At 72.3% G+C, this 23,549-nt stretch carries 21 protein-coding genes; 13 read left to right on the forward strand and 8 right to left on the reverse strand.

Annotated elements, in window-relative coordinates:
• Positions 1 to 27: 27 nt before the first annotated feature.
• The 5 genes from FK529_RS10900 to FK529_RS10920 all read right to left on the reverse strand — a co-directional run bounded on the left by FK529_RS10900 (position 28) and on the right by FK529_RS10920 (position 5,081).
• Entirely contained in the window at positions 28 to 828 is an 801-nt protein-coding gene (locus FK529_RS10900; RefSeq protein WP_231703030.1) for an iron ABC transporter ATP-binding protein, read from the reverse strand.
• The gene (locus tag FK529_RS10905) at positions 825 to 1,853 is read right to left on the reverse strand and encodes an iron chelate uptake ABC transporter family permease subunit (protein WP_193559686.1); all 1,029 of its coding nucleotides are present in this window, start codon (positions 1,851 to 1,853) and stop codon (positions 825 to 827) included. Before FK529_RS10905 ends, FK529_RS10900 begins: the two co-directional genes overlap by 4 nt.
• On the reverse strand, positions 1,840 to 2,805 hold the full coding sequence (locus FK529_RS10910; protein WP_146561085.1) for an ABC transporter permease: 966 nt from the start codon (positions 2,803 to 2,805) through the stop codon (positions 1,840 to 1,842). The genes FK529_RS10905 and FK529_RS10910 overlap by 14 nt, the downstream gene beginning before the upstream one ends.
• 53 nt (positions 2,806 to 2,858) lie before the next feature.
• Positions 2,859 to 3,851, reverse strand: a complete 993-nt coding sequence (locus tag FK529_RS10915) for an ABC transporter substrate-binding protein (protein WP_146560988.1) — start codon at positions 3,849 to 3,851, stop codon at positions 2,859 to 2,861.
• A gap of 141 nt (positions 3,852 to 3,992) precedes the next feature.
• Positions 3,993 to 5,081 (reverse strand): polyprenyl synthetase family protein, encoded by a 1,089-nt coding sequence (locus FK529_RS10920; protein ID WP_146560989.1) that lies wholly within the window; start codon positions 5,079 to 5,081, stop codon positions 3,993 to 3,995.
• 23 nt (positions 5,082 to 5,104) lie between these two features.
• On the opposite strand from FK529_RS10920, the gene metF reads away from it, so the two are divergent.
• Positions 5,105 to 6,037, forward strand: a complete 933-nt coding sequence (metF, locus tag FK529_RS10925) for a methylenetetrahydrofolate reductase [NAD(P)H] (protein WP_146560990.1) — start codon at positions 5,105 to 5,107, stop codon at positions 6,035 to 6,037.
• On the opposite strand, the gene FK529_RS10930 is transcribed toward metF, so the two are convergent.
• The 3 genes from FK529_RS10930 to FK529_RS10940 are packed head-to-tail and all read right to left on the reverse strand — an operon-like array spanning position 6,034 to position 8,941.
• Positions 6,034 to 6,744 (reverse strand): LppM family (lipo)protein, encoded by a 711-nt coding sequence (locus FK529_RS10930; protein ID WP_146560991.1) that lies wholly within the window; start codon positions 6,742 to 6,744, stop codon positions 6,034 to 6,036. The two genes, metF and FK529_RS10930, sit on opposite strands and share 4 nt — an antisense overlap.
• On the reverse strand, positions 6,741 to 8,324 hold the full coding sequence (locus FK529_RS10935; protein WP_146560992.1) for a phytoene desaturase family protein: 1,584 nt from the start codon (positions 8,322 to 8,324) through the stop codon (positions 6,741 to 6,743). Before FK529_RS10935 ends, FK529_RS10930 begins: the two co-directional genes overlap by 4 nt.
• On the reverse strand, positions 8,321 to 8,941 hold the full coding sequence (locus FK529_RS10940) for a GNAT family N-acetyltransferase (RefSeq protein ID WP_231703031.1): 621 nt from the start codon (positions 8,939 to 8,941) through the stop codon (positions 8,321 to 8,323). The genes FK529_RS10935 and FK529_RS10940 overlap by 4 nt, the downstream gene beginning before the upstream one ends.
• 271 nt (positions 8,942 to 9,212) lie before the next feature.
• Between FK529_RS10940 and FK529_RS10945 the strand changes: the two genes are divergently transcribed.
• The 12 genes from FK529_RS10945 to murG all read left to right on the forward strand — a co-directional run bounded on the left by FK529_RS10945 (position 9,213) and on the right by murG (position 23,538).
• A complete protein-coding gene (locus FK529_RS10945; RefSeq protein ID WP_146560993.1) occupies positions 9,213 to 9,626 on the forward strand; it encodes an SAV_6107 family HEPN domain-containing protein in 414 nt (137 codons plus the stop codon).
• A 107-nt stretch (positions 9,627 to 9,733) separates the two neighbouring features.
• Positions 9,734 to 10,153, forward strand: a complete 420-nt coding sequence (locus tag FK529_RS10950) for an SCO2097 family morphological protein (protein ID WP_146560994.1) — start codon at positions 9,734 to 9,736, stop codon at positions 10,151 to 10,153.
• 539 nt (positions 10,154 to 10,692) lie between these two features.
• Complete coding sequence (gene mraZ / locus FK529_RS10955) at positions 10,693 to 11,124, forward strand: division/cell wall cluster transcriptional repressor MraZ (RefSeq protein ID WP_126197196.1); 432 nt, start codon at positions 10,693 to 10,695, stop codon at positions 11,122 to 11,124.
• A 153-nt stretch (positions 11,125 to 11,277) separates the two neighbouring features.
• On the forward strand, positions 11,278 to 12,285 hold the full coding sequence (rsmH, locus tag FK529_RS10960) for a 16S rRNA (cytosine(1402)-N(4))-methyltransferase RsmH (protein ID WP_146560995.1): 1,008 nt from the start codon (positions 11,278 to 11,280) through the stop codon (positions 12,283 to 12,285).
• Positions 12,282 to 13,148 (forward strand): cell division protein FtsL, encoded by an 867-nt coding sequence (gene ftsL, locus FK529_RS10965; RefSeq protein WP_146560996.1) that lies wholly within the window; start codon positions 12,282 to 12,284, stop codon positions 13,146 to 13,148. The genes rsmH and ftsL overlap by 4 nt, the downstream gene beginning before the upstream one ends.
• A 128-nt stretch (positions 13,149 to 13,276) precedes the next feature.
• Positions 13,277 to 15,112, forward strand: coding sequence for a peptidoglycan D,D-transpeptidase FtsI family protein (locus FK529_RS10970; RefSeq protein ID WP_146561090.1), 1,836 nt, complete (start codon positions 13,277 to 13,279; stop codon positions 15,110 to 15,112).
• 24 nt (positions 15,113 to 15,136) lie between these two features.
• Positions 15,137 to 16,675: a UDP-N-acetylmuramoyl-L-alanyl-D-glutamate--2,6-diaminopimelate ligase gene (locus tag FK529_RS10975; RefSeq protein ID WP_146560997.1), complete on the forward strand. Its 1,539-nt coding sequence runs from the start codon at positions 15,137 to 15,139 to the stop codon at positions 16,673 to 16,675.
• Positions 16,672 to 18,216, forward strand: coding sequence for a UDP-N-acetylmuramoyl-tripeptide--D-alanyl-D-alanine ligase (locus FK529_RS10980; protein ID WP_146560998.1), 1,545 nt, complete (start codon positions 16,672 to 16,674; stop codon positions 18,214 to 18,216). The genes FK529_RS10975 and FK529_RS10980 overlap by 4 nt, the downstream gene beginning before the upstream one ends.
• Positions 18,213 to 19,295: a phospho-N-acetylmuramoyl-pentapeptide-transferase gene (mraY, locus tag FK529_RS10985; RefSeq protein ID WP_146560999.1), complete on the forward strand. Its 1,083-nt coding sequence runs from the start codon at positions 18,213 to 18,215 to the stop codon at positions 19,293 to 19,295. Before FK529_RS10980 ends, mraY begins: the two co-directional genes overlap by 4 nt.
• Positions 19,296 to 20,759, forward strand: coding sequence for a UDP-N-acetylmuramoyl-L-alanine--D-glutamate ligase (gene murD, locus FK529_RS10990; protein ID WP_146561000.1), 1,464 nt, complete (start codon positions 19,296 to 19,298; stop codon positions 20,757 to 20,759).
• Positions 20,756 to 22,438 carry a putative lipid II flippase FtsW gene (gene ftsW, locus FK529_RS10995; protein ID WP_146561001.1) on the forward strand — a complete coding sequence of 561 codons (1,683 nt, stop codon included), beginning with the start codon at positions 20,756 to 20,758 and terminating at the stop codon, positions 22,436 to 22,438. Before murD ends, ftsW begins: the two co-directional genes overlap by 4 nt.
• A complete protein-coding gene (gene murG, locus FK529_RS11000; protein WP_146561002.1) occupies positions 22,432 to 23,538 on the forward strand; it encodes an undecaprenyldiphospho-muramoylpentapeptide beta-N-acetylglucosaminyltransferase in 1,107 nt (368 codons plus the stop codon). Before ftsW ends, murG begins: the two co-directional genes overlap by 7 nt.
• The last annotated feature ends 11 nt before the right edge of the window (positions 23,539 to 23,549 follow it).

A 23,549-nucleotide genomic window follows, 5' to 3' on the forward strand; every position in this document is an offset into this window, starting at 1 on the left:
CCCCGCCAGTCTAGGCGTCGGGCACCGTCAGGCCAGCCCCGCGTACACGGCCACCGGGCCGCCCTCGAGGACGTGCACGGCGACGGGGGTCTCGAAGATCTCGGTGAGCCGCGCGGCGGTCATGATCTCCGACGGTGCGCCCGACGCCGCGATCGTGCCGTTCTTCAGCGCGACGATGCGGTCCGAGTAGGCGGCAGCGAAGTTGAGGTCGTGGACCACCAGGATGATGGTCTTGCCCAGCTCGTCCGCCGCACGGCGCAGCCGCCGCATCATGCCCACCTGGTGTCGCATGTCGAGATTGTTGAGCGGCTCGTCCAGCAGGATCACGTCGGTGTCCTGGGCCAGCGTCATCGCCACGTAGGCGCGCTGGCGCTGCCCGCCGGAGAGCTCGTCGAGGAATCGGTCGGCGAGCTCCGTCAGGCCCAGAAAGCCCAGGGCCTCGTCCACGTGCCGGACGTCGTCGGCCGTCATCCTGCCCTTGGTGTGCGGGAACCGGCCGAAGGCGACGAGGTCGCGCACCGTCAGGCGGGCGTTGACGCCGTTCTCCTGCCGGAGGATGGCGAGCTTGCGCGCCACCTCCGTCGGCTTCATGGAGCGGATCTCCACGCCCTCGAGCAGCGCGGTGCCGGAGTCCGGGGTCAGCAGCCGGCCGAGGATGGTGAGCAGGGTCGACTTGCCGGCGCCGTTCGGCCCGACGAGCGCCGTGACGCCACCGCGGGTGAACTGCCCGGAGACCGGGCCCAGCACGACGGTCTCGGCGTATTTCTTGGTGAGGTCCGTGAACGCGATCGCGGGGATCGCCGCGGTCCGGGTCGCGGTGTCTTTCACATGGTCCCCCTTCGGCGGAACAGCATGGCGAGGAACAGGATTCCGCCGACGAACTCGATGATCACGGTGAGCATCCCGTTGGCGTAGAAGAGGTTGTGCAGGATGAACTGCCCGGCGGCGAGCATGATGACGCCGATCAGGAAGGCCATCGGGATCGTCGCGCGGTGCCGCCAGTCGCCCGCCAGCTGGTAGGCGAGCGTGGCGATGATGAAGCCGAAGAACATCATCGGTCCCACGAGCGCCGTGCTGATCGAGACGAGGACGGCGATGAGGACCAGCGCCAGCGTGAGCTCGCGCTGGTGGTTCACGCCGAGGCCCATCGCGGGATCGCGGCCCAGGAGCAGCACGTCGAGCACGCGGCGCCGCCGCCACACGATGACGCCCACCACGATGCAGGTGACCGCGGCGATCGGCAGCAGGTCGGCGTTCACCGCGGTGAGTCGGCCGTACAGCTTGATCGATAGCGCGTCGAACTCGGTGGGGGAGAGCAGGCGCTGGAGGAACTCGGCGAGTGCGCGGAAGGCCAGCCCCAGGACGACGCCGGCGAGCAGCAGCAGGAACAGGCTCGCGAAGCGGCCCGAGAACAGCCAGCCGTAGAGCACCGCGGCGAACAGCACCATGGCCGCGGTCTGGGCGACGAACTGCGGCACCGAGTCCCCGTTGTCGACGAACCGGCCGCCCACGAGGTACACGCCCACCGTCTGGATCAGCACGTACAGCGAGTCCAGGCCGATGATCTGCGGCGTCAGGATCCGGTTGTGCGTCACCGTGTGGAAGAGCACCGTCGCCACGGCCCCGCAGAAGGCGGCGATGAGGATCGCGGTGGCGGTGCGCAGTCGCCGCTCGAACGACGGGCCGAACTGGAAGTCCCAGCGCAGCACGTCGTCCGCGCCGGTGCGCATCAGCAGGTACACGGCGAGGCATCCCACGGCCAGGGTTGCGGCGATGGCCATGCGGGCCCGCCAGCCCACGCGGCTCGTCCCGCCCGCCATGGCCGGCGCCGAGGTGGCGTCAGAGAGCGACACGGTTCCTCCTCGACAGCACGATCGCCAGGAAGGTCGCGGCGCCGATCACGCCCATGATCACGGATACGGGGATCTCCATGGGCCGCACCACGACCCGCCCGATGAGGTCGCAGCCCACGATGAGGACCGTCGCGAGCACGGCCACCCACGGCAGCCCGCTGCGCACGTCGTCGCCGCGCAGCGCGCTGATGATGTTCGGCACCACGAGGCCGAGGAACGGGATGAACCCGACGACCACGCTGGTGACGCCGGAGGCCAGCGCGACCAGGGTGACGCCGATCCCCATCGTGAGGCCGTAGCGCAGGCCGAGGGAGGTGGCGACGTCCTTGCCCAGCCCGGCGATGGTGAAGTAGTTCGCCAGCAGGAAGGTCGCCACCGCGATGATCGCGACCGCCCACAGCGGCTCGTAGAAGCCGCGGACGATGTGCGCGAAACCACCGGAACGCCAGCTCACCACGGCCTGCAGCAGGTTGGCGCCGATCGCCAGATAGGTGGTGACGGCGCTGACGACGGCGCCGAGCATGAGGCCGACGAGCGGCACGATCGCGGAGCGGCGGGCGCGGATCCGGGAGAGGAAGCCCAGGAAGATCAGGGTGCCCAGGAAGGCCGTCGCGGTCGCGGCGGCCATGCGCACCATCGGCGAGGCGCCGGGGAGGTAGAGCATGCACAGCAGCACGCCCAGGCCCGCCCACTCGGCCGTGCCGGCGGTGGTCGGCTCGACGAATCGGTTCTGGGTGAGCCGCTGCATGATGACGCCGGAGAAGCTCATCGCGAGGCCTGCGAAGACCAGCGCTGCGGTGCGGGGAACGCGGGAGACCAGGAACATCCGCCACATCTCCTCGTCGCCGGCCAGGAGTCCGGCGAGGGTGATGTGATACTCGCCGGTCATCAGCGAGGCGAGCAACAGCGCCACGCACGCGAGCGCGAGCAGCGGGAGCGCGACGCGCCCCAGGCGGGCCCCCGCCCGGGGACCCGCCTGGGGTGGTGCGACGGTGTCGGTCGTCGTCACTTCTTCGCGGCGAAGGCCTCGGCGAGCTTGGCGTAGTTCTCGCCGTAGTCCTGGATGCCCTCGCGGATGTAGAAGTCGTTGTCCAGGTAGAAGATCCGGTCCTTCTGCTGGAACTCCAGATTCGCGAAGGCCTGCTGCGCCTTGAAGGTCGCGGCGGCCGTCTGCGGCGTGCTGCCGTCGGTCGGCGGGACGGCGGCGTCGCGGTCCATGACGATGACCCACTGCGGGTTCGCCTGCGCGATGGCCTCCGGCGTCAGGCCCGAGTTGGTGTGGTGGTCGCCGCCCTGGCCGCCGAAGACGTCCTTGACGTTCAGCGGGGCGACGAACGGCTGCATGCGCTTGGCGCCGTTGTCGATCTTGCCGCCGTTGACGATCGAGAGGAAGACGGACTGGCCGGTGGCCTGCGCCTTGGCCGCGTCGAGGCTCTTGTCGAAGTCGGCGACGATCTGCTTCGCCTGCTCGTCCTTGCCGAAGATCTTGCCCAGGGTGATGGTCGAATCGCGCATCGTCTCGACGCGGCCCTTGGGCGCGCCGTCCTCGGCCGCGATGTCGATGAAGGCGGCGCCGGTCGTCTCGGCGATCTTCTTGATGTCGCCCTCGGCCTTGGCGAACCGGTAGCCGCCGATGATCAGGTCGGGCTTGACGTCCTCGATCACGTCGAGCTTCGGCTCGGCGTGGGTGCCCGTGTCCTTGACGTCGGCGTTGGAGATCCAGTCGCCCAGCACGCTCTTGGCGAACAGGCCTTTGGGGATCGCGACGGGGGTGACGCCCATCGCCTTGACCGTCTCGGCGCTGGTGTTGTCGAGAACGACGACCCGCTTCGGGTTCTTGGGGACCTGCACCTCGCCCTTGTTCGTGCTGACGGTGATCTTCTCGCTGCTGGCGGGCTCCTCCTCGGCGGCGCTGGTGGTGGAGCAACCGGCGAAGACGAGGCCGGTCGCCATCAGCGCGGCCGCGACGGGCGCGGCCTTGCGGAAGCGGGTGAACATAGCGGGGTGACTCCTTCTCGCAGGTGCTGCACGACGGGCACCGTAAGCCAACAGTAAAGAGGCTTAGGTAAACGGAACCATACCCAAAGGTGGCTAGGTTTACCTAACTCGGTGCTCTCTCCGCGTCCGTGGCGTGCGCGGTCAGGCGGCGCGGTCCACCAGGACCGCGGCGAGTCCGGCGAGGACGGGCCGCGCGCCGTCGGCGATGGGGGCCGCGTCGATCGCGGACGTTGCCCGGGCGGTGAGCTCCTCGACGCGGGCCTGCATGGCCGACGGTGCCCCCGTCTCCCGCAAGGCCGCGCGGGCGCGCTCGACACCCGCGTCGTCGAGGTCGGTGCCGATGAGTCCGCGCAGCTCGGCCGCGGCATCGCCGCCGGTCGCGAGGGCGTGCGCGAGCATCGGCGTGTGCTTGCCGGACCGCAGGTCATCGCCCGAGGGCTTGCCGGTGACTGCCGGATCGCCGAACGCACCCAGTAGGTCGTCGCGCAGCTGGAAGGCGACGCCCACGTCCACGCCGATCGCCCGCAGCGCCGCGATCGCCTCGTCGGACGCGCCCGCCAGCGCCGCGCCCACGTGCAGCGGTCGCTCCACGGTGTAGCCGGCGGTCTTGAACCGGACCACGCGCTCCGCGGCCTCCTCCGACTCGTCGCGGGAGGCCTCACTCACGATGTCCAGCAGCTGGCCGCCGAGCACCTCGGTGCGCATCGCCGCCCACGCGCGCGCGGCCCGCAGGTACCGCTCCGGCGCCAGGCCGGCGCCGAGGAACATGTCGTCGGCCCAGGCCAGGGCCAGGTCACCCAGCAAGATGGCCGTGGCCTCCCCGAACTTCTCCGACGACCCCGACCAGCCGCGCTCGGCGTGCACCTGCGCGAACTCGCGGTGCGTTGTGGGGAAGCCCCGCCGGGTCTGCGAGGCGTCGATGATGTCGTCGTGGATGAGGGCGCACGCCTGCACGAACTCGAGCGAGGAACAGGCCCGCAACGCCGCTCGGGCGACGTCCCCGTCGGCCTCGCCGCCGCCCGCCAACCAGCCCGCCCAGGCGAAGGCGGGGCGAATACGCTTCCCGCCGCGCAAAACGAAGCGCTCCAGCCCCGCGGTGGCCTCCGTGAACACCGGGCCGACAGGTTCGACCAGGTCACGGCGCTCGTCGAGGAAGGAGACGAGCGCGGGCTGCACGGCCGCCGCGATGTCCGTCAGGGAGGTCCGGGGCGGGGCGACGGGCAGCGTCATACCAGGAATCTATTCTCATAGGTGTGAGCGAACAAAGCCGGACCGTACTCGACCGCCTCGACGCCGTGCGGGCAGAGGGCCGCATGCCGTTCTCGGTCGAGTTCATGCCCCCGCGCGACGAGGAGGGCGAGGCCCGGCTGTGGCGCGCCGTCCGCACCTTCGAGCGGATGGACCCCGCCTTCGTCTCCATGACCTACGGCGCGGGTGGCTCGACGCGGGACCGTACCGTCCGCGTGACCGGCGAGATCGCGGAGACCACGACGCTCCTGCCCGTGGCGCACCTGACCGCGGTGAACCACAGCATCTCGGAGCTCCGAGCGCTCATGGGCTCGTACGCCGACCAGGACGTGCGCAACGTCCTGGTGCTGCGCGGCGACCCGCCGGGCGACCCGTTGGGCAAGTGGGTGCGGCACCCCGCAGGACTCAAGTACGCGAGCGAGGTCGTCGAGCTGGTCCGCGAGCTGGGCGACTTCCACGTGGGCGTCGCCGCGTTCCCGGAGGGGCACCACCGCTCGCCCGACCTGGACACCGATGTGCGGTACTTCGCGAACAAGCTCCGGGCCGGCGCCGACTACTCGATCACCCAGATGTTCTTCGACGTCGACGACTACCTGCGGCTGCGCGACGCCGTTGCCGCCGCCGATCCCGAGCAGGGCGCGAAGCCGCTGATCCCGGGGATCATGCCGATCACCTCGCTGAAGTCGGTGGTCCGCATGGCGGAGCTGTCGAACGCGAAGATCCCCGAGGCGATGCGCGCCGAGCTGCGCGCCGCCGCGGGTGACGGCCCCGAGGAGAACCGCGCCGCCGTGCGCGCCGTCGGCATCGACATCGCCACCCGGATGGGGGAGCGACTCATCGCCGAGGGCGCCCCGGCGCTGCACTTCTGCACGCTGAACTTCGCCAAGGCCACCTCCGAGGTGCTCGAGAACCTGGGGATGCTGCCGGTCGGCGTCTAGCGGTTCAGCTTCTCCCGGAGCCACTGCGGCAGCTCGATGAGCGATTCGGGCTCGGCGGTCTCCTGGCCCGGCTTCGGGCTGCGGTCGCGGCGCAGGTAGGCGGTGACGGCGACGATCGCGGCTGCGAGGAAGGTCGTCAGCGCGGTGATCCACGCCCACTTCGTGAAGGAGGCGATCGAGGGATCGGCGTACGCGGCCTCGGCGGTCAGCGCCGCGGAGGTGCCGGCGTTGAGCGTCCAGGTCACCAGGTCGTCGGCCTCCTGCTGGCCGTTGGTGGCCGTGACCGGGCCGGGGAACTGCAGCGAGACGACGATGAGGCCCGAGTTCGGGGCCAGCGACGACAGGTCGGCCGTGCCGGAGAGGATGACGGTGCCGCCGGTGCGCTGCACCCGCATCTTGATCGACGCCGCCGAGGTGTCGAACGCCTGCGAGACCACGTCGCCGACTTGGTTGAACTGGCCGAAGGTGATGGTCTGGAAGATCATCTGCGTGCCGACCTTGCCGTTCGAGTCGTACGGCTGGACCTCCGCGAGACCCTTCAACTCGCCCGGTGCCGCGATCTGCGGGCCCTGTGGGTTCGTCGTCGGGACCTGAGCGGCGACGATCTTGCCCGACATCCGGTCGCCCGGGCCGGAACTCGAGCACGCCGCGGGGGCGGCGACCAGGAGTAGGACCGCCATCGCCACGAGCATCCTTCGGAGAATCACGATCGCCATCGTGCCAGGTGTCCGAGGTCGCGGGCGAGCAGCCGCGCCGCGATCCGCCCGCTCGATCCGTTCACGCCGCCCCCGGGGTGCATCGACGCGCCCGCCAGCGCGAGGCCCGGCGCGCCCGGCACCCGCCCGCCCGCCAGCTCGGGGACCGGCCGGAACAGCAGCATGTTGTGCAGTGCCATCTCCACGTGCATGACGTTCCCGCCGAGGAGCCCCAGCTCGGATTCCAGGCTCGCGGGCGTCTGCACGAAGCGGTGCTCGATCGACTCCGCGAAGCCGGGCGCCCAGCGCTGCGTCTCCGTGACGATCCGGTCGGCCTCCGCCTCCGCCAGGGCGGCCCAGTCGCCCGGCCCGTTCACGGCGTAGGGGTACCACTGCGCCCAGAGGGTGGTGTTGTGCCGGTCCGGCGGCGCGATCGACGGGTCGAGGCCGGAATAGGTCATCGCCAGCACCGCGGGCCGACGAGGGGCGTCCCCGGCCAGCATGTCCCCGCGGGCGCGCGCCAGGTGGCCGCGGTCCGCCGCGAGCAGGCCGAGCCCCGACTGCTCGGCGAGCGGCACCCCGGCGAACGCGGGCGGTGCGGTGGTGCCGAGGCGCAGCACCATCCCCACGCCCGGGCCCACCTGGATGCCCCGGCGCCAGCCGGCGATCCGCGCGGCGTCGTAGCCGCCGCGGGCGAGGAGGTCCAGGGTGGTGAGCACGTGGCAGCCCGCGAGCACGGTGCGGGCCCGGACGGTCCGCGCACCGTCGGGCCCGGTGACGGTGACCTCCCACGCCCGGCCGGACCGGCGCAGCGCCGTGACGGGCGTCCCGAGGGCGACGGTGCCCCCGTCGGACGTGAGGCGGGAGAGGAGTGCGGCCGTGAGGGCGCCGCTGCCGCCGACCGCGCGCCCCGGAGGGAGCGTGTGCATGAGGGCCGCGAAGCCGACCATCGGTGCCGTGCCGGGCTCGCTCATGGCGGGGCCGGACTGCGCGCCGAACCAGGCGAGGGCCGCCTTGAGGCGCTCGTCGTCGAAGTACTCGTCGAGGAGCTGATCGCCGGAGGCGAGGTAGGTGCGTGACATCCGGGTCAGGCTGTCGCGGCCCTTCGTGGGCCAGAAGGCGCGGCCGAGCCGCGGGGCCGTGGGGGAGGAGCCGAAGGCGGCCATGGTCGCCTTCGCCCGGGGCGTCCACTCCGTGACGAACCGGCGATAGGCCGCGGCCTCCCGCGCGCCGCAGGCCGCGGCGATCGACGCGGCGGTGGCGTCGAGGTCCGTGTGGAAGACGATCGGCGGCGTCGTGCCGCCCGGCGGGGTGGGCGCGAAGGCCCACGGGTCGCACTCCAGGTAGCGCAGCCCGTGCGCCGCCAGCTCGAGCTCCTCCACGATGCCGGTGTGCCGGATCATCAGGTGCGCCGACGAGCCGCGATCCACGCGGTAGCCCGGGAACCGTTCGACGGTGCTGACCGCCCCGCCCGGCACGGTGTCGGCCTCGAAGACCGCCACGGAGCGGCCCTGCGCCGCGAGGTAGGCGGCGCCGACGAGCGCGTTGTGTCCGGAACCGACGACGGCGACGTCGACCTCGCGTGCGCTCACCGGGCCGCCGGCGGCGGCGGGAAGGGCAGGTCGCGGCCCAGGACGGCGAACGGTCGCGGGTCGCCGGAGAAGCGGAAGTCGCGGAGCACGTCGTAGAAGCCGGCGCGGCGGTACAGCCGCCACGCGCGGTTCTGTTCGGCGGCCACCTCCGGGGTGGAGAGCAGCACCCGAGGCTCGGGCCGGCCGGTGAGGAGGGCCCCGAGCAGCGCGGTGCCCACGCCGTGGCCCTGCGCCGCGGGGTGCACGTGCAGCTCGGTGAGCTCGAAGTAGTCGGCCGCCACCGCGTCGATCTGCTCCTGTGGCAGCCCGCGCCGGCCCAGGCCCACCCGGAGCTGGCGGTTCCACCACTGGTCCCCGGCGCCGCTGTAGCCGTAGGCGATGCCGACAAGGTGGTCGACCACGCGGCCGTCCTCGGTGCGGAGCGCCTGCACGGCGCCGAAGGCGGCGTACCCGGGGCGGTTGAGGTGCTCGCGCCACATGGGCAGACGGTGCGACTCCGTGCCGGCGGGGTAGTCCATCGCGGCCACGTAGATCTGCAGCGCGGCGGGCAGCCACAGGGTGGCGTCCTGCGGCGATAGGGCGTGGATCCGTGGTTGCTGCGCCGGCACTGCGGTCACGGTTTCCTCCCCCTTGACGTCACGCACACTCACGCTATATTAGAGGTGATCGAATAATTGTTCGATCGGGGCCACCGGATTGGCGCGCATGTTCTGGCGCCGGGGCGGGGTGTCGATCCCGGGTCCGCTGGGCGGGGCCGGCGCGGAACGAGGGAAGCGTGACGTGTCGGTCTCGTCCGGTACAACTCGCGGTACCAGGGTGTGACAGCCCACGGAGCACTTCGGTGCAGTTCGGAACGCAGTTCGAACAGTTCGGAGCAGGAGGAAGGTCATGGTCGAATCGAAGACGCGGATCGATCTCGTCGGTTCTCGCCGCCATGTGGGGGAGTCGGGGGCGGCGCGCATCCTCGATCGCGCGGACCAGTTCCTCGCCCGGGCCGGCGGCTCGCCGGCGCCAGCCGATCAGTACCGCGAGATCTACCACGCCGCGCTGCGCGGCGCGGCCGCCCTGCTGGCCGAGCGGGAGACGGGCGTCCGGCGCCCCACGCGCAACGCCTGGCTGCGGCTGGCCAAGGCGGCACCGGGCTATGCGGAGTGGGTCGCCTACTTCACGTCGGTGTCGGGCGTGGTCGCCGCCCTCGAGACCACCGCCCGCACGGTGAGTGCCGAGGAGGTCGCGGTCCTGCACGCCCGCGTGCAAACTTTCCTGAATTCTGTCGAAGCGGAGCTGTGCCGGGTTGCATGATTTCTCACAGCGAACGCTGATTCTTTGACGGATGGTGGTCGTCCGGTCGCAAGCCTCGTATCATGATGGGAGGAGTTGGACCCCAATGAGTGCTGAAGGAGGGGAACGTGCCACTCTCCGAGCACGAGCAGCGCATGCTCGACCAGATCGAGAGCGCGCTCTACGCCGAGGACCCGAAGTTCGCGTCGAACGTACGCGGCGGTCGGTTCGCCGGCGCGTCGGGTAGGCGTCGCATCTACGCCGCGATCGGCTTCGCGGTCGGATTGATGCTGCTCATCGGGGGCATGCTGCTGGGTAGCGTCGAATACACCGTGATCGTCGGCCTCATCGGCTTCCTGCTGATGTTCGGTTCCGTGATCTACGCGCTGTGGTCCGGACCCGCCGCCAAGGGCCCCCGCGGCACCGTCGAGAACGACGGCTCCGTGCGCTCCCGATCCGGGCGCGGCCGCAGTGCGCGAGGCGCCCGAGCCTCCGGGCAGTCCTTCGTCTCCCGCATGGAGGAGCGCTTCCGCCGCCGCTTCCCCTGAGTTCCGCATACTGAGAAAGCCGCCGACTTGATGGTCGGCGGCTTTTTCGTTGCGACGTGAGCGAAATCGGTCACCGTCTCCGGCGCTACAGAGATCTTCGCGCGCTACGGGAATGTCCGGGCGCTTCGTGGATCTCCGTAGCGCCGGAAGGTTCGCGTAGCGCCGAAAGGTTCCCGTAGCCGCGGGGATCGCCGTTGCGCGCGGACGCGGCGTTCCCCACTTCTCCCCACCGCTGTTCCCCACTTCTCCCCACGGCCCGCCCCCACGTAATCCGTCGTGCCCCAGGAGCCTCATTCGTCGCGCAGATCGCGCACGACCCCGCAGGTGTGACGAAGTTCGCCACGCCGGGGCGCGCCGCGTCCCCCACATCGCGCCACGACACTGACCTGCATTGATCCTGAGAATTCGTCGCGAAACGCGGTGCGATGTGGTTGAAAGTGGTGGATGGTGGGGTAATGTGGGGCGCACTGGTGAAAGACGAGCTAGTCTGAAGTCTCGATCCAGTGACAACCCCTCGGGGTAGGCGGGAGGTGACCGTGATGTTCACGGGTACCTACACGCCGAAGCTCGACGACAAGGGACGGCTCACCCTCCCCGCGAAGTACCGCGAGGAACTGGCGGGTGGGCTGACGATCACGAAAGGACAGGATCGAAGCCTCACGGTGTACCCGAAGGCGGAGTTCGAGCGGATCGCCGAGAAGGCGGACGCCATCGAATGGACCGACCCCGCGGGACGCGCCTTCTACCGCAACTTCTTCGCCAGCTCGGACGATCAGCGTCCCGACTCGCAGGGTCGGATCTCGCTCTCGGCCGATCACCGTCGCTACGCAGGCCTGACCAAGGAATGCGTCGTCGTCGGATCGCGGAGATTCCTGGAGATCTGGGACGCGGAGGCGTGGGACGCCTACCAGGCACAGCACGAAGACGACTACGCACAGCCGCAGTCCGAATCGCTCAAGGCGATCTTCTGACAACCGCGCTCGCGCGCGGCCCGGTCGAGGTGGACCGAGGCCTGCGCCCGAACCGACCCTGACGTACTTCCCCAACGCCAGGTGCGGCTCGGGCGGGGACCCCGCTCCATCCGCCAGCAACCATCGAACGTCATCGTGTGCCCTGGAGGAGCCATGCCCGACGAGTTCTTCGGTCACGTGCCGGTCCTCGCGACCCGCGTGCGTGAGCTCCTCGCCCCGGCCCTGCAGCACGACGGCGCGGTGTACGTCGACGCGACCCTCGGCGCCGGCGGTCACTCCGAGCTCATCCTCGAATCCTTCCCGCGGGCGCGCGTCGTCGGCCTCGACCGCGACCGCGACGCCCACGCCATCGCCGCCGAGCGCCTGGCCCGGTTCGGCGACCGCTTCCTCCCCGTCCACACCCGCTACGACGGCATCGCCGACGCCCTCGACGAGCTGGGTCTCTCGCTCGCGTCGGGCGGCCCCGGCGCCGACGCCATCCTCTTCGACCTGGGCGTCTCGTCCATGCAGCTCGATCGGGTCGAGCGCGGCTTCGCCTACTCGGTCGACGCGCCGCTCGACATGCGGATGAACGCAGAGGACCCGCTCACCGCGGCCGACGTGCTCAACACCTATTCGCACGGCGATCTCGCGCGGATCCTGCAGCGCTACGGCGACGAGCGCTTCGCCGGCAAGATCGCCTCCGCCGTGCTCAAGGAGCGCGAGAAGGAGCCCTTCACCACCAGCGGCCGCCTCGTGGAGCTGCTCTACGCCACGATCCCCGCGCCCGCGCGCCGCACGGGAGGGCACCCCGCCAAGCGCACCTTCCAGGCGCTGCGCATCGAGGTCAACGCCGAGCTCGCGTCGCTGGAGGCGGCGGTCCCGCAGGGCCTCGACGCGCTCGCTCCCGGAGGACGCATCGTCTTCCTCAGCTACCAGTCGCTCGAGGACCGCATCGTCAAAACGGCGCTCGCCGAGCGAACCCGGTCGACCACCCCCGCCGGACTGCCCGTCGACCTGCCCGGCACCGGCGCGACGTTCGAACTGCTCACCCGCGGCGCCGAACGCGCCACCGACGACGAGATCGCCGAGAACCAGCGGGCGGCACCCGTGCGCATGCGCGCGGCCCGCCGCCTCGACACCCCCACCGACCGGACCCGCAGCACGAGGAGCGCGCGATGACCGCACCGAACGCGACACAGGCACCGTCGACGCCGGACACCCGGGCCCGGCGGGCGCCTGCGCGCCGCGACGACCGAGACACCTCCCGGCCCCGGTCGACCTCGGCGCAACGCGCGCTGGACCGCCGGCAGAAGCGCCTCGAACAGCAGCGGGCCGTCCTCGACGCGGGCGGCACCCTGCGGGAGACGCCCGCCGAGCGCGCCCTGCGCCGGCACCGCGACGGCGCCGCGGCACCCGGCCTGCTCGCCCGCCTGCCCCGGCCGGCCGGGTTGGTGCGTCGCGTGCCCTTCGTGCTCGCGCTCATCGCGCTGGTCTGCGCCGGGTTGGGCATGACCCTGTGGCTCTCGACGGGCAGCGCCGAGAACTCCTACGAGCTGACCCGCCGTGAGGCCGCGAACACTGCCCTCGCCGAGAAGAAGACGGCGCTGGAGCGCGACGTGAAGTCGGGGGAGAGCGCACCCGGCCTCGCCGAGCGCGCCACCGCGCTCGGGATGGTCCCCGCGGGCACCGTCCCTGTCCTGGCGGGCAAGGAGGGCGGCAAGGTCGTCGTGGTCGGCAAGCCCGCGCCCGCCACCGGCGCCCCCAAGCCCCCGCTCAACCCGCCCGCGCCGCGCACCGGCGACCCGAGCGGCGCCACGTCCAACGGATCCGGCACGCCGGTCGCCGGGAATTCCGGGCCCGCGCCGGCCGGCGGGGAACAATTGGTCACCATGAACCCCGGCAGCCCGACCGTCGTGAACGCGCCGGCGCCCGCACCGTCGGCGGCCGCGCAGACCCCCGCGCAGCCCCAGCCCCAGCCCCAGCCCCAGCCCTCCGCCCCCAGCCCGGCGCCGCAGGCTCCGGCCCAGGGGACGGCCCGGTGACCCGCGCGCAGCGCCCTCCGACCAAGACGCGGCCCACCACCCGGTCCGGGGCGCCGCGCGGGGCGGCCGCCCCGAAGGCGGCCCATCAGTCGGCCCGTGCCCGCGTCAAGGGCGGCCGCGTTCCCGAGGTGTCCACCGCCTTCACCGGCCGGGTCAACGTCGGTGGCTGGGTCATCGTCGCGGTCTTCGCCGTCATCGCGGTGTGGCTCGGCGTCGTCCAGTTCGTGCAGGCTCCGGCCCTGTCCGCCAAGGCCGAGAGCCAGCGCCAGGTCAAGGAGACGCTGCCGGCCGTCCGCGGTTCGATCACCGACCGGGCGGGGCAACCGATCGCCTTCACCATGGAGGCCAAGTCCCTCACCCTGCAGCCCGTCGCCGTGCGCAAGCAGATCCAGGAGAAGTACGACAAGGACGTCGAGCTGGTCAAGGAGGGCGGCGACGCCGCGAAGGACGTCACGCCCGTCGGCGTCGACGACCGCCTGCAGCAGATCGCCAAGAAGATCGTCTCCGTCCTCGGCGACTCCGTGAACGAGCAGAAGCTGCTCGAGCAGATGCGGAGCAACGAGACCTTCGTCTACCTCGCCCGCGGCGTCGACCCGGCCAAGGCCTCGGCGATCACGGACGAGTACTCCGAGGTCGGCGCCGAGCGGCAGTCGATCCGCAACTACCCGGGCGGCTCGCTGGCCGCGAACGTCGTGGGCACCACCGGCTTCGAGGGGCAGGGGCTCATCGGCCTCGAGTCGTCGCTGGACTCGATCCTGGCCGGCACGGACGGCTCGCGCACCTACGATCGCGGCTCCGACGGTGCCGTCATCCCCGGGAGCACCCGCGACATCCACCCCGCGGCCAACGGCGCCCGCGTCGTGCTCACGCTCGACAACGACGTGCAGTTCTTCGTCCAGCAGGCGGTCGCCCAGGCCAAGGCCAAGTCCGGCGCCAAGAGCGTGCAGGCGGTCGTCCTCGACTCCAAGACCGGCCAGGTGCTGGCGATGGGCGTCGACAACACGTTCAACCCGTCGCTCGGCATGAACAACCAGCCCGACGCTGCGCGCACCGGCAACCTCGCCGTGACCACGCCCTTCGAGCCGGGATCGGTGAACAAGCTGATCACCGCCGTCGCCGCGATCGACGGCGGCAAGACCAAGCCCGACGAGGTGCTACAGGTGCCCGGCCAGATCCGCATGTCCGGCGTCACGGTGAAGGACGCCTGGGCGCACGGCGTCGAGCCTTACACGACCACCGGCGTCTTCGGTAAGTCGTCCAACGTGGGCACGCTGATGCTCTCGCAGCGTGTCGGCGAGGACGCCTTCGCCGACTACGTCGACCGCTTCGGCCTCGGCCGTGCGACCGGCGTGGGCCTGCCGGGCGAGTCCGGGGGCTCGGTGCCTCCCCGCAACCAGTGGTCGGGCGGCACGTTCGCGAACCTGCCGATCGGTCAGGGCCTGTCGATGACGGTGCTGCAGATGGCCGGCATGTACCAGGCCCTCGCGAACGACGGGGTCCGGATCCCACCGCGCATCATCAAGGAGGTCGACGGTGCCGCCAACCCGTCGACCGGCGCCGAGCCGGTCCGCGTGATGAGCTCCGAGACAGCCCGCACAGTGCTCGACATGTTCCGAGCGGCGCTGCAGAGCGACCCGATGGGCTACCAGCAGGGCACGGGCGCACCCGGCTCGGTCGAGGGCTACCAGATCAGCGGCAAGACCGGCACCGCGCAGCAGGTGGACCCGGTGACCAAGGCGTACTCCAACTCGCTGTACAACATCACCTTCGCGGGCGTCGCGCCCACGAACGACCCGCGCTTCGTCATCGGCCTGATGATGGACGCGCCGGCCCGGAGCTCCGACGGAACCGGCGGCCAGTCCGCGGCGCCGCTGTTCCACGACATCGCCTCCTTCCTGCTGCAGAAGTACGGCGTTCCGCTCTCGCCGCCCGCGAAGCCGCTGACGCTGGTCGCCGGTAAGTAGTTAGCCGACGGGTAGGATCTACCGGTGCCCGAATCGACTCTCTCCCGCCCCGACCACCCCCGCGGAGCCACGCCGGCCGAGGTCGCGGCGCAGGTCCCGGGGGTCACCGTGGCGGGTGCCGACGCCGGCGAGCTGCGGCTCACCGGCGCCACCGCCCGCGCCCAGGAGGCGCTCCCCGGCGACCTGTTCTGCGCCGTTCCCGGCACCGCCACCCACGGCGCGCGGTTCGCCACCGGCGCGATCGAGGCGGGGGCCGTCGCGGTCCTCACCGACCCCGACGGTGCCGCCCTCCTCGCGGAGGACGGGCACGACGTGCCCGTGCTGCTGCACGACGATCCGCGCTCGGTGCTGGGGCCCGTCGCCGCCGTCGTGTACGGCGCACCGTCGACCCGGATGACGCTGGTCGGCATCACCGGCACCTCCGGCAAGACCACCACCAGCTACCTGGTCGAGGCGGCGCTCGCGGCGGGCGGCGATCCGACGGGCCTGATCGGCACCGTCGGCACCCGCATCGCCGGCGTCGACGTGCCGACCACGCTGACCACGCCCGAGGGCACGGCCCTGCAAGGGCTGTTCGCGTCCATGGTCGAGCGCGGCGTGACCGCGGCCGTCATGGAGGTCAGCTCGCACGCCCTCGCCCAGAACCGGACGGGCGGCACGCGGTTCGCCGTCGGAGCGTTCACCAACCTCAGCCAGGACCACCTCGACTACCACCCCACGATGGAGGACTACTTCGCCGCGAAGTCGCTGCTCTTCCTCGGCCCGGGGGCCTGCGAGCGCGCCGTGATCTGCGTCGACGACGAGTGGGGCCAGCGCATGGCCGAGCTGCGCCGCGCCGCCGGGCTGGCGCTGGTCACCGTCGCCACCACGGGGCCCGCCGACTGGACCGCGGGCGAGGTCGCCGCGTACTCGGACGGCACCCAGCGGTTCACTCTCAGTGGGCCGGACGGGCAGACCTTCTCCGCGGTCGTCGGCCTGCCCGGCGCGTACAACGTCGCCAACGCCGCCCTGGCGCTGGTCATCGCGCACGAAGCGGGCGTCCCGCTCGCCGATGCGGCCCGCGGCATCGGTGCCGTCGCCGTACCCGGGCGCGTGCAGCGCATCGACCGCGGCCAGGACTTCCTCGCCGTCGTGGACTACGCCCACAAGCCCGCCGCCCTCGATGCGGTGATCGCCACGCTGCGCGGCCAGACCGCGGGGCGCATCGCGGTGGTCGTGGGCGCGGGTGGCGACCGCGACCGCGGCAAGCGACCGCTCATGGGCGAGGCGGCCGCGAGCGCCGCCGAGCTGGTGATCGTCACCGACGACAACCCCCGCACCGAGGACCCGGCCGCGATCCGCGCCGCGGTGGTCGCGGGCGCCCGGGCCGTCACCGGCGGCGGCGAGGTCCGCGAGATCGGCGACCGTCGCGCCGCCATCGCCGAGGCCGTGACCTGGGCGCGCACCGGCGACGTCGTGCTCGTCGCCGGCAAGGGCCACGAGGCCGGCCAGGAGATCAACGGCGTCAAGCACCCCTTCGACGACCGTGACGAGCTCGCGGCCGCGCTGGAGGCGCGCGCATGATCGAGCTCACCCTGCGCGAGGTCGCCGCGATCGTCGGCGGCACCCTGCACGACGTGCCCGACCCCGAGGCGAAGGTCACCGGCACCGTCGAATTCGACTCCCGCGAGATCGGCCCCGGCGGCCTGTTCCTCGCGCTGCCCGGCGCCCGCGTCGACGGCCATGACTTCGCCGCGACGGCGATCGAGAAGGGCGCGGTCGCCGTCCTCGGTGCCCGGCCCGTGGGCGTGCCCGCGATCGTGGTGCCCGTCTCCGGGGAGACCGACAACCGCGTGATGGCGCTGGAGAACGACGCCGACGGCGCGGGGGCCGCGGTGCTGGGAGCCCTGGGTGCGCTGGCCGCGCACTGCACGAAGGTCCTGGCCGCCGACGGTCTGACCGTCGTGGGCGTCACCGGCTCGGCGGGAAAGACCTCGACGAAGGACCTCATCGCCGCGGTGCTGCGGCCGCTCGGCGAGACCGTCGCGCCGCCCGGCTCCTTCAACAACGAGATCGGGCACCCGTGGACCGCGCTGCGCGCCTCGGCGTCGACGAAGTTCCTGGTGCTGGAGATGTCGGCCCGCGGGGAGGGTCACATCGCGGCCCTGGCGCGGGTCGCGCCGCCGCGGATCGGCGTCGAGCTCAACGTCGGCACCGCCCACCTGGGCGAGTTCGGCTCCCGCGAGGCGATCGCCCGCGCGAAGGGCGAGCTGGTCGAGGCGCTGCCCGCCGGCTCCGACGAGCCCGGGCGGGGTGGCGTGGCCGTGCTCAACGCCGACGACGCCGCGGTCGCCGCGATGGCCTCGCGGACCGGCGCGCGCGTGGTCTTCTACGGCACGGGGGAAGCGGAGGTGAGCGCGGCGGACGTGCGCATCGACGCGCTGGCCCGCGCGTCCTTCACCCTGCGCACCCCGGCGGGTAGCGCGCCCGTCGCGCTCACGGTGCACGGCGAGCACCAGGTGCACAACGCCCTGGCCGCCGCCGCGGTCGGCCTCGAGTGCGGCGCGACCGCCGCGCAGGTCGCGGCGGCGCTCTCGGGCGCGGGCGCCGCGTCGCCGCGCCGGATGGACGTCTTCACCACCGACGACGGCGTCACCGTGGTCAACGACACCTACAACGCCAATCCCGACGCGATGCGGGCCGCGCTCCGCAGCCTCGTGCTCATGTCCGAGCACGACGAGGCGGGGGAGCGGCTCCCCGGGCGCGAGCGGCGCCGCACCTTCGCGGTCCTCGGCGAGATGGGCGAGCTGGGCGAGGAGTCGATCGTCGAGCACGACCGCCTCGGCCGGTTCCTGGTGCGGCTCGACATCTCCTCGACGATCTGCGTCGGCACCTCCCGCGCGGTCCACGCCCTGTGGCAGGGTGCCGTGATGGAGGGCTCCTGGGGCAGCGAGGCCGTGCGCGTCGACACCCGCGCGGAGGCCGTGGACCGGCTCCGCGCGGAGCTCCGCCCCGGTGACCTCGTTTTGGTCAAGGCGTCCAAGTCCGAGAAGATGTGGGAGGTCGCCGAGCACCTGGGCACGGCGAGCGCGGTCAACAACGAGAACGGGGAGTCACCGAAGTGATCCAGATCCTGTTCGCGGGCGGCATCTCGCTGGCCGTGGCGATCCTGCTCACACCCGTCCTGATCCGGGTCTTCGCCCGCCAGGGCTTCGGCCAGGAGATCCGCGAGGAGCTGCAGACCACGCAGCACCAGAAGAAGCGCGGCACCCCGTCGATGGGCGGCGTCGCGATCGTCGTGGCCCTGTGGGCCGGCTACCTCGGCGCGCACGTGCTGGGCTGGAACTCCGGCCCGGGCCCCAGCGCGTCCGGCCTGCTGGTGCTCGGCCTCGCGACCTCGCTCGCGCTCGTCGGCTTCCTCGACGACTTCATCAAGGTGCGCAAGCAGCGCAACCTGGGGCTGAACAAGACGGCCAAGACCGTCGGCCAGACCGTGGCCGCGCTGATCTTCGGCGTCCTGGTGCTGCAGTTTCCCAACGCCAATGGGGTGCGCCCCGCCAGCGAGTTCCTCAGTTACACGCGCGATATCAACACCATCTCGATGGGCGCGATCGTCTTCGTGATCTTCTGCTGGTTCGTCGTCTCCGCCTGGTCGAACGCGGTTAACTTCACCGACGGCCTGGACGGTCTCGCCGCCGGCTCCATGGCCATGGTGCTGGGCAGCTACGTGCTCATCAGCTTCTGGCAGTTCCGCTACGCCTGCGAGACCAAGCAGGTCGCCGGCTGCTACGACGTGCGCGACCCGCTCGACCTGGCGCTCATCGCGGTCGCCGCGGGCGGCGCGTGCCTCGGCTTCCTGTGGTGGAACGCCGCGCCCGCGAAGATCTTCATGGGCGACACCGGCTCGCTCATGCTGGGCGGCCTCCTCGCCGGCCTGTCGATCACCACCCGCACCGAGCTGCTCGCCGTCGTGCTGGGCGCGCTCTTCGTCGCGGAGATGGTCTCGGTGGTCATCCAGATCGCGGTCTTCCGCTCGACGGGCCGCCGCGTCTTCCGGATGGCGCCCTTCCACCACCACTTCGAACTCTCCGGATGGGCCGAGACGACGGTGATCATCCGGTTCTGGTTGCTCACCGCGATCGCCTGTGGCCTGGGCCTCGTGCTCTTCTACGCCGAGTTCCTCGGCTCCGGCGCGGTCGGCTAGATGGCGACGATCCCCGGCCCCGGCGCGCAGGTCCTCGTCGCGGGCGGGGGCGTGACCGGTCCGGCCGTGGCCCGGGCGCTGCTCCGGCTCGGGGCCACGGTCACCGTCGCCGACGGCAAGCCCGCGGCCCGGGAAAAGATCGCGGGCGAGGTGCCGGGCATCGTCGTCGCCGATCTCGAGGGGCACGACCCGTCCGGCTACGACCTCGTCGTGGTGGCACCCGGTTTCCGGCCCACCGCCCCCGTCGTCGTGGCCGCCCGGGACGCGGGCGTCGAGGTGATCGGCGACGTCGAGCTGGCCTGGCGGATCGACCGCGCCGGTGCCTTCGGCGCGCCCCGCGACTGGCTCGTGGTGACCGGCACCAACGGCAAGACCACGACCACCCAGATGCTGGAGTCGATCCTGCTGCACGCGGGTGTGCGGGCCGTGGCCTGCGGCAACATCGGCCGCCCCGTGATCGACGCGATCGGGGACGACGCCGATCCGCGCGTGCTCGCCGTCGAGCTGTCGTCCTTCCAGCTGCACTGGGCCCCGTCGGTGCGCCCGCGCGCGGGTGTCGTGCTCAACGTCGCCGAGGACCACCTCGACTGGCACGGCTCGATGGCCGCGTACACCGCCGACAAGGCCCGTGCGCTCTCGGGCGGGCTCGCCGTCATCGGCCTCGACGATCCCGTGGCGTCGGGCCTGCGCGGGGAGGTCACCGTGGGCTTCACCACCCGGGAGCCCGGGCCGGGCGAGTATGGCGTCCGCGGGGGCCTCCTGGTCGACGGTGCCGGTGCCCCGATCCTGCCCGCGGCGGCGGTGTCGCCGCCCGGGCCCGCCGGGATCGCGGACGCGCTCGCCGCGACCGCACTGGCGCAGGCCGTCGACGTCTCCGCGGCGCAGGCGGGGGAGGCGCTCGCGGCGTTCCGGGTGGGCGCGCACCGCGCCGAGCCCGTCGCGACCGTCCGCGGCGTGACGTACATCGACGACTCCAAGGCCACCAATCCGCATGCCGCACTCAACTCGATCGAGGCACACGAGCGCGTGGTGTGGGTCGCGGGCGGCCAGCTCAAGGGCGCCGACATCGCGCCGCTCGTGCGGCGGGTGGCGTCGCGGCTCGTGGGCGCGGTGCTCCTGGGAGTGGATCGAGACGAGTTCGCGGCCTCACTCGCGCGACACGCGCCGGATGTCCCCGTGGTTCGGGTGTCCTCGGGCGACCATAGTCCTGTGTCTCTTGTGACTAATGATGCGAATCGTTCTGTAGGGACGACTGGGGCTATCGATGTGCGAGTGTCCGGCGATGCGGATGCGGTGATGGCCGCCGCGGTCGCCGAGGCCGCACGGATCGCCGAAACCGCAGCGCACGACGCGCCCGTCGTGCTCCTCGCGCCCGCTGCGGCATCTCTCGACATGTTCACCTCGTACGGGCACCGCGGCGACGCCTTCGCCGCCTCCGCCCGCGCCCTCGGGGACGCCTCGTGAGCCGCGCCGGCAAGGCTCCCGCCGGCTCCGACACCGACGCCGAGCTCGCGCCAGGCGGCGTCAACGCCCCCGAGAGCACCGAGTTCGACGCGCAGCCCCCGCAGGCGGCCGCGCCGACGACCGGTTCCCGCGGCGCCGCCGCCGCGTCCGCGGCGCGCTCGGGCGCCGACGTCGCCCGCACCGGCGCCTCGTTGCTGCGGACCGCCGCCGTCGGGCTCGCGACGGCCCTGCGCCGTCCCCTCGCGTCCTTCCACCTGGTGCTCGGCATCACCGCCGTGCTCACCGTGATGGGCCTGATCATGGTGCTCTCGGCCTCGTCGGTCGAGGACATCAGCGCCACGGGCTCACCCTGGGGCAAGTTCACCAGCCAGCTGATCTACGTCTGCCTCGGCGTGATCGCCTTCGTCCTCGCCCTCTACCTCCGCCCGTCGTTGCTGCGTCGACTCGCGCTCGGCGGCGTGCTCGTCTCCCTCGCGCTGCTCGCCGCGGTCCTCGTTCCGGGCATCGGCACGATGGTCGGCGGCGCGCGCCGCTGGATCGACGTGGGTGGCTTCACCCTGCAGCCCTCGGAGATCGCGAAGGTCGCGCTCATCGTCTGGGGCGCGCACCTGCTCGCGGACCGCGGCTCACGGGGCAGCATCAAGGAACTGCTGCTGCCGCTCGGGCCGGTCGTCATCCTCATGGCGGCGCTCATCGTCGCCGAGCCCAACCAGTCGACCGCCATGATCATCGTCGGTGTGGGCGCGATGCTGCTCTACTACGCGGGCCTGTCGTCGAAGTTGATCGCCTCGATGCTGGTGGTCCTGGCCCTGCTCGGCGTCTTCTTCGCGCTGGCGGAGGGCTACCGCTCGGCGCGCGTGCAGGCGTGGCTCGGCCGCACCGACGACGCGCTGGGCGCCAATTACCAGTCGAACCAAGCGCGGTACTCGCTCGCCGACGGCGGCCTCTTCGGCGTCGGCCTGGGCAACTCCACCGCCAAGTGGAGCTACCTGCCGAACGCGCACAACGACTTCATCTTCGCGATCATCGGCGAGGAGCTCGGCTACCTCGGGGCCGGTGTGGTCATCCTCATGTTCGGCATCCTCACCTGGGTCGGGATGCGGGTCGCGCGCCGCGTCGCCGATCCCTTCCTGCGGCTCATGGCGGCCTCGATCACCACGCTGGTCGCGCTGCAGGCGATCATCAACATGGGCTACGTCGTGGGCCTGCTGCCCGTGACCGGCATCCAGCTGCCGCTGCTGTCCGCGGGCGGCAACTCGGTGATCCTCGTGCTGTTCATGATGGGCCTGCTGGCGAACGCGGCCCGGCACGAGCCGGAGGCGATCGCCGCGCTGGTCGGCGGCCGCGAGGGCCGCGCCGGACGCCTGCTGCGCCTGCCCAAGCCCCTGCCCTACATCCCGCCGCGCCCCGAGCGTCCCGCCGGCCGGGGCCCCGCCCCGCGACAGGGGCGCCCCGCCCCGCGGCAGGGGCGCACCGCACCCGCGGCGCCGTCGCCGTACGATCGACACCCGTACGGTGACGCGAGCCTGGGCCGGAGCCGGGCACCCCGTCGGGACCTCCCGCCGGCGCGGCGGCCGAGCCGCGGTGGCGAGCCCTGGCGGGGCGAGCGCGCCGGACAACAGCGGAACGCGCCGCAGCAGCGGCGCCGAGGACAGGAAAAGGGCAGACGGGCGTGGTGAGTTCCTCTCGAGCGGTGTCGGTGGTGGTGGCCGGTGGTGGCACCGCAGGACACATCGAACCCGCCCTGGCCGTGGCCGACGCCGTCCGGGACCTGCGCCCCGACGCCGAGGTCACGGCCCTCGGCACGCCGAAGGGACTGGAGGGCCGCCTCGTCCCGGAGCGCGGCTACCCGCTCGCCATGATCCCGCCGGTCCCGCTGCCGCGGAAGCCCGGCAAGGACCTGGCGAAGCTCCCCTTCGCCCTCGCCGGCGCGGTGCGCCGCACCCGGGCGGTGCTCCGCGAGACGGGCGCCGACGTGGTCGTCGGCTTCGGCGGCTACGTCGCCCTGCCCGCCTACCTCGCCGCCCGCAGCCTGGGCGTGCCCATCGTGATCCACGAGGCGAACGCCAGCGCGGGCGTCGCGAACAAGGTCGGCGCGAAGCTCGCCACCAAGGTCTTCGCCGCGGTCCCCGGCTCGGGCGTGCCCGCCGAGGTCGTCGGCATCCCCGTCCGGGCCGCCATCACCGGCCTCGACCGTGCGGCCCTGCGCGCCGAGGCCCGCGCCCACTTCGGACTCCCCGCCGACGGGCCCGTCGTGCTCGTCTTCGGCGGCAGCCAGGGTGCGGTCCGGCTCAACGACGGTGTCGTCGGAGCCGCCCGGGATCTGGCCGCCGCGGGGATCGGTGTGCTGCACGCCTACGGCCCCAAGAACTCCGTGGACCTCGGGCCCGCCGCGGACCCGTCCTACGTCGCCGTGCCCTACCTGACCCGCATGGACCTGGCCTACGCCGCGGCCGATCTCGCCGTCTGCCGGTCGGGCGCGATGACGGTGGCCGAGGTCGTCGCCGTCGGGCTGCCGGCGGTGTACGTGCCCCTCGCGCACGGCAACGGCGAGCAGGCCCTCAACGCGCAACCCGTCGTCGCGGCCGGCGGCGGACTGCTCGTCGACGACGCCGCCTTCACCCCGGACCTGGTGCGCGAGAAGGTCATCCCGCTCGCGGGCGACGCCGAGCGGCTCGCCGCGATGAGCGCCGCGGCCGGCGGCTCCGGGCACCGTGACGCGGCGGGCACCGTCGCCGCGGCGGCCCTCGCACTGGCGCAGGAGAGGCGGAGGTCGTGACCGAGTCGACG

Source organism: Tsukamurella asaccharolytica (assembly GCF_007858435.1).
GTDB classification, from domain to species: Bacteria; Actinomycetota; Actinomycetes; order Mycobacteriales; family Mycobacteriaceae; genus Tsukamurella; species Tsukamurella asaccharolytica.

Bases quoted from the DNA above. Each gene is read 5' to 3' on its own strand.
- FK529_RS10915 (WP_146560988.1), bottom strand. From the start codon at position 3,851: ATGTTCACCCGCTTCCGCAAGGCCGCGCCCGTCGCGGCCGCGCTGATG.
- ftsL (WP_146560996.1), top strand. From the start codon at position 12,282: ATGACCGCACCGAACGCGACACAGGCACCGTCGACGCCGGACACCCGG.
- murD (WP_146561000.1), top strand. From the start codon at position 19,296: ATGGCGACGATCCCCGGCCCCGGCGCGCAGGTCCTCGTCGCGGGCGGG.
- FK529_RS10945 (WP_146560993.1), top strand. From the start codon at position 9,213: ATGGTCGAATCGAAGACGCGGATCGATCTCGTCGGTTCTCGCCGCCAT.
- FK529_RS10980 (WP_146560998.1), top strand. From the start codon at position 16,672: ATGATCGAGCTCACCCTGCGCGAGGTCGCCGCGATCGTCGGCGGCACC.
- FK529_RS10920 (WP_146560989.1), bottom strand. From the start codon at position 5,081: ATGACGCTGCCCGTCGCCCCGCCCCGGACCTCCCTGACGGACATCGCG.
- mraZ (WP_126197196.1), top strand. From the start codon at position 10,693: ATGTTCACGGGTACCTACACGCCGAAGCTCGACGACAAGGGACGGCTC.
- rsmH (WP_146560995.1), top strand. From the start codon at position 11,278: ATGCCCGACGAGTTCTTCGGTCACGTGCCGGTCCTCGCGACCCGCGTG.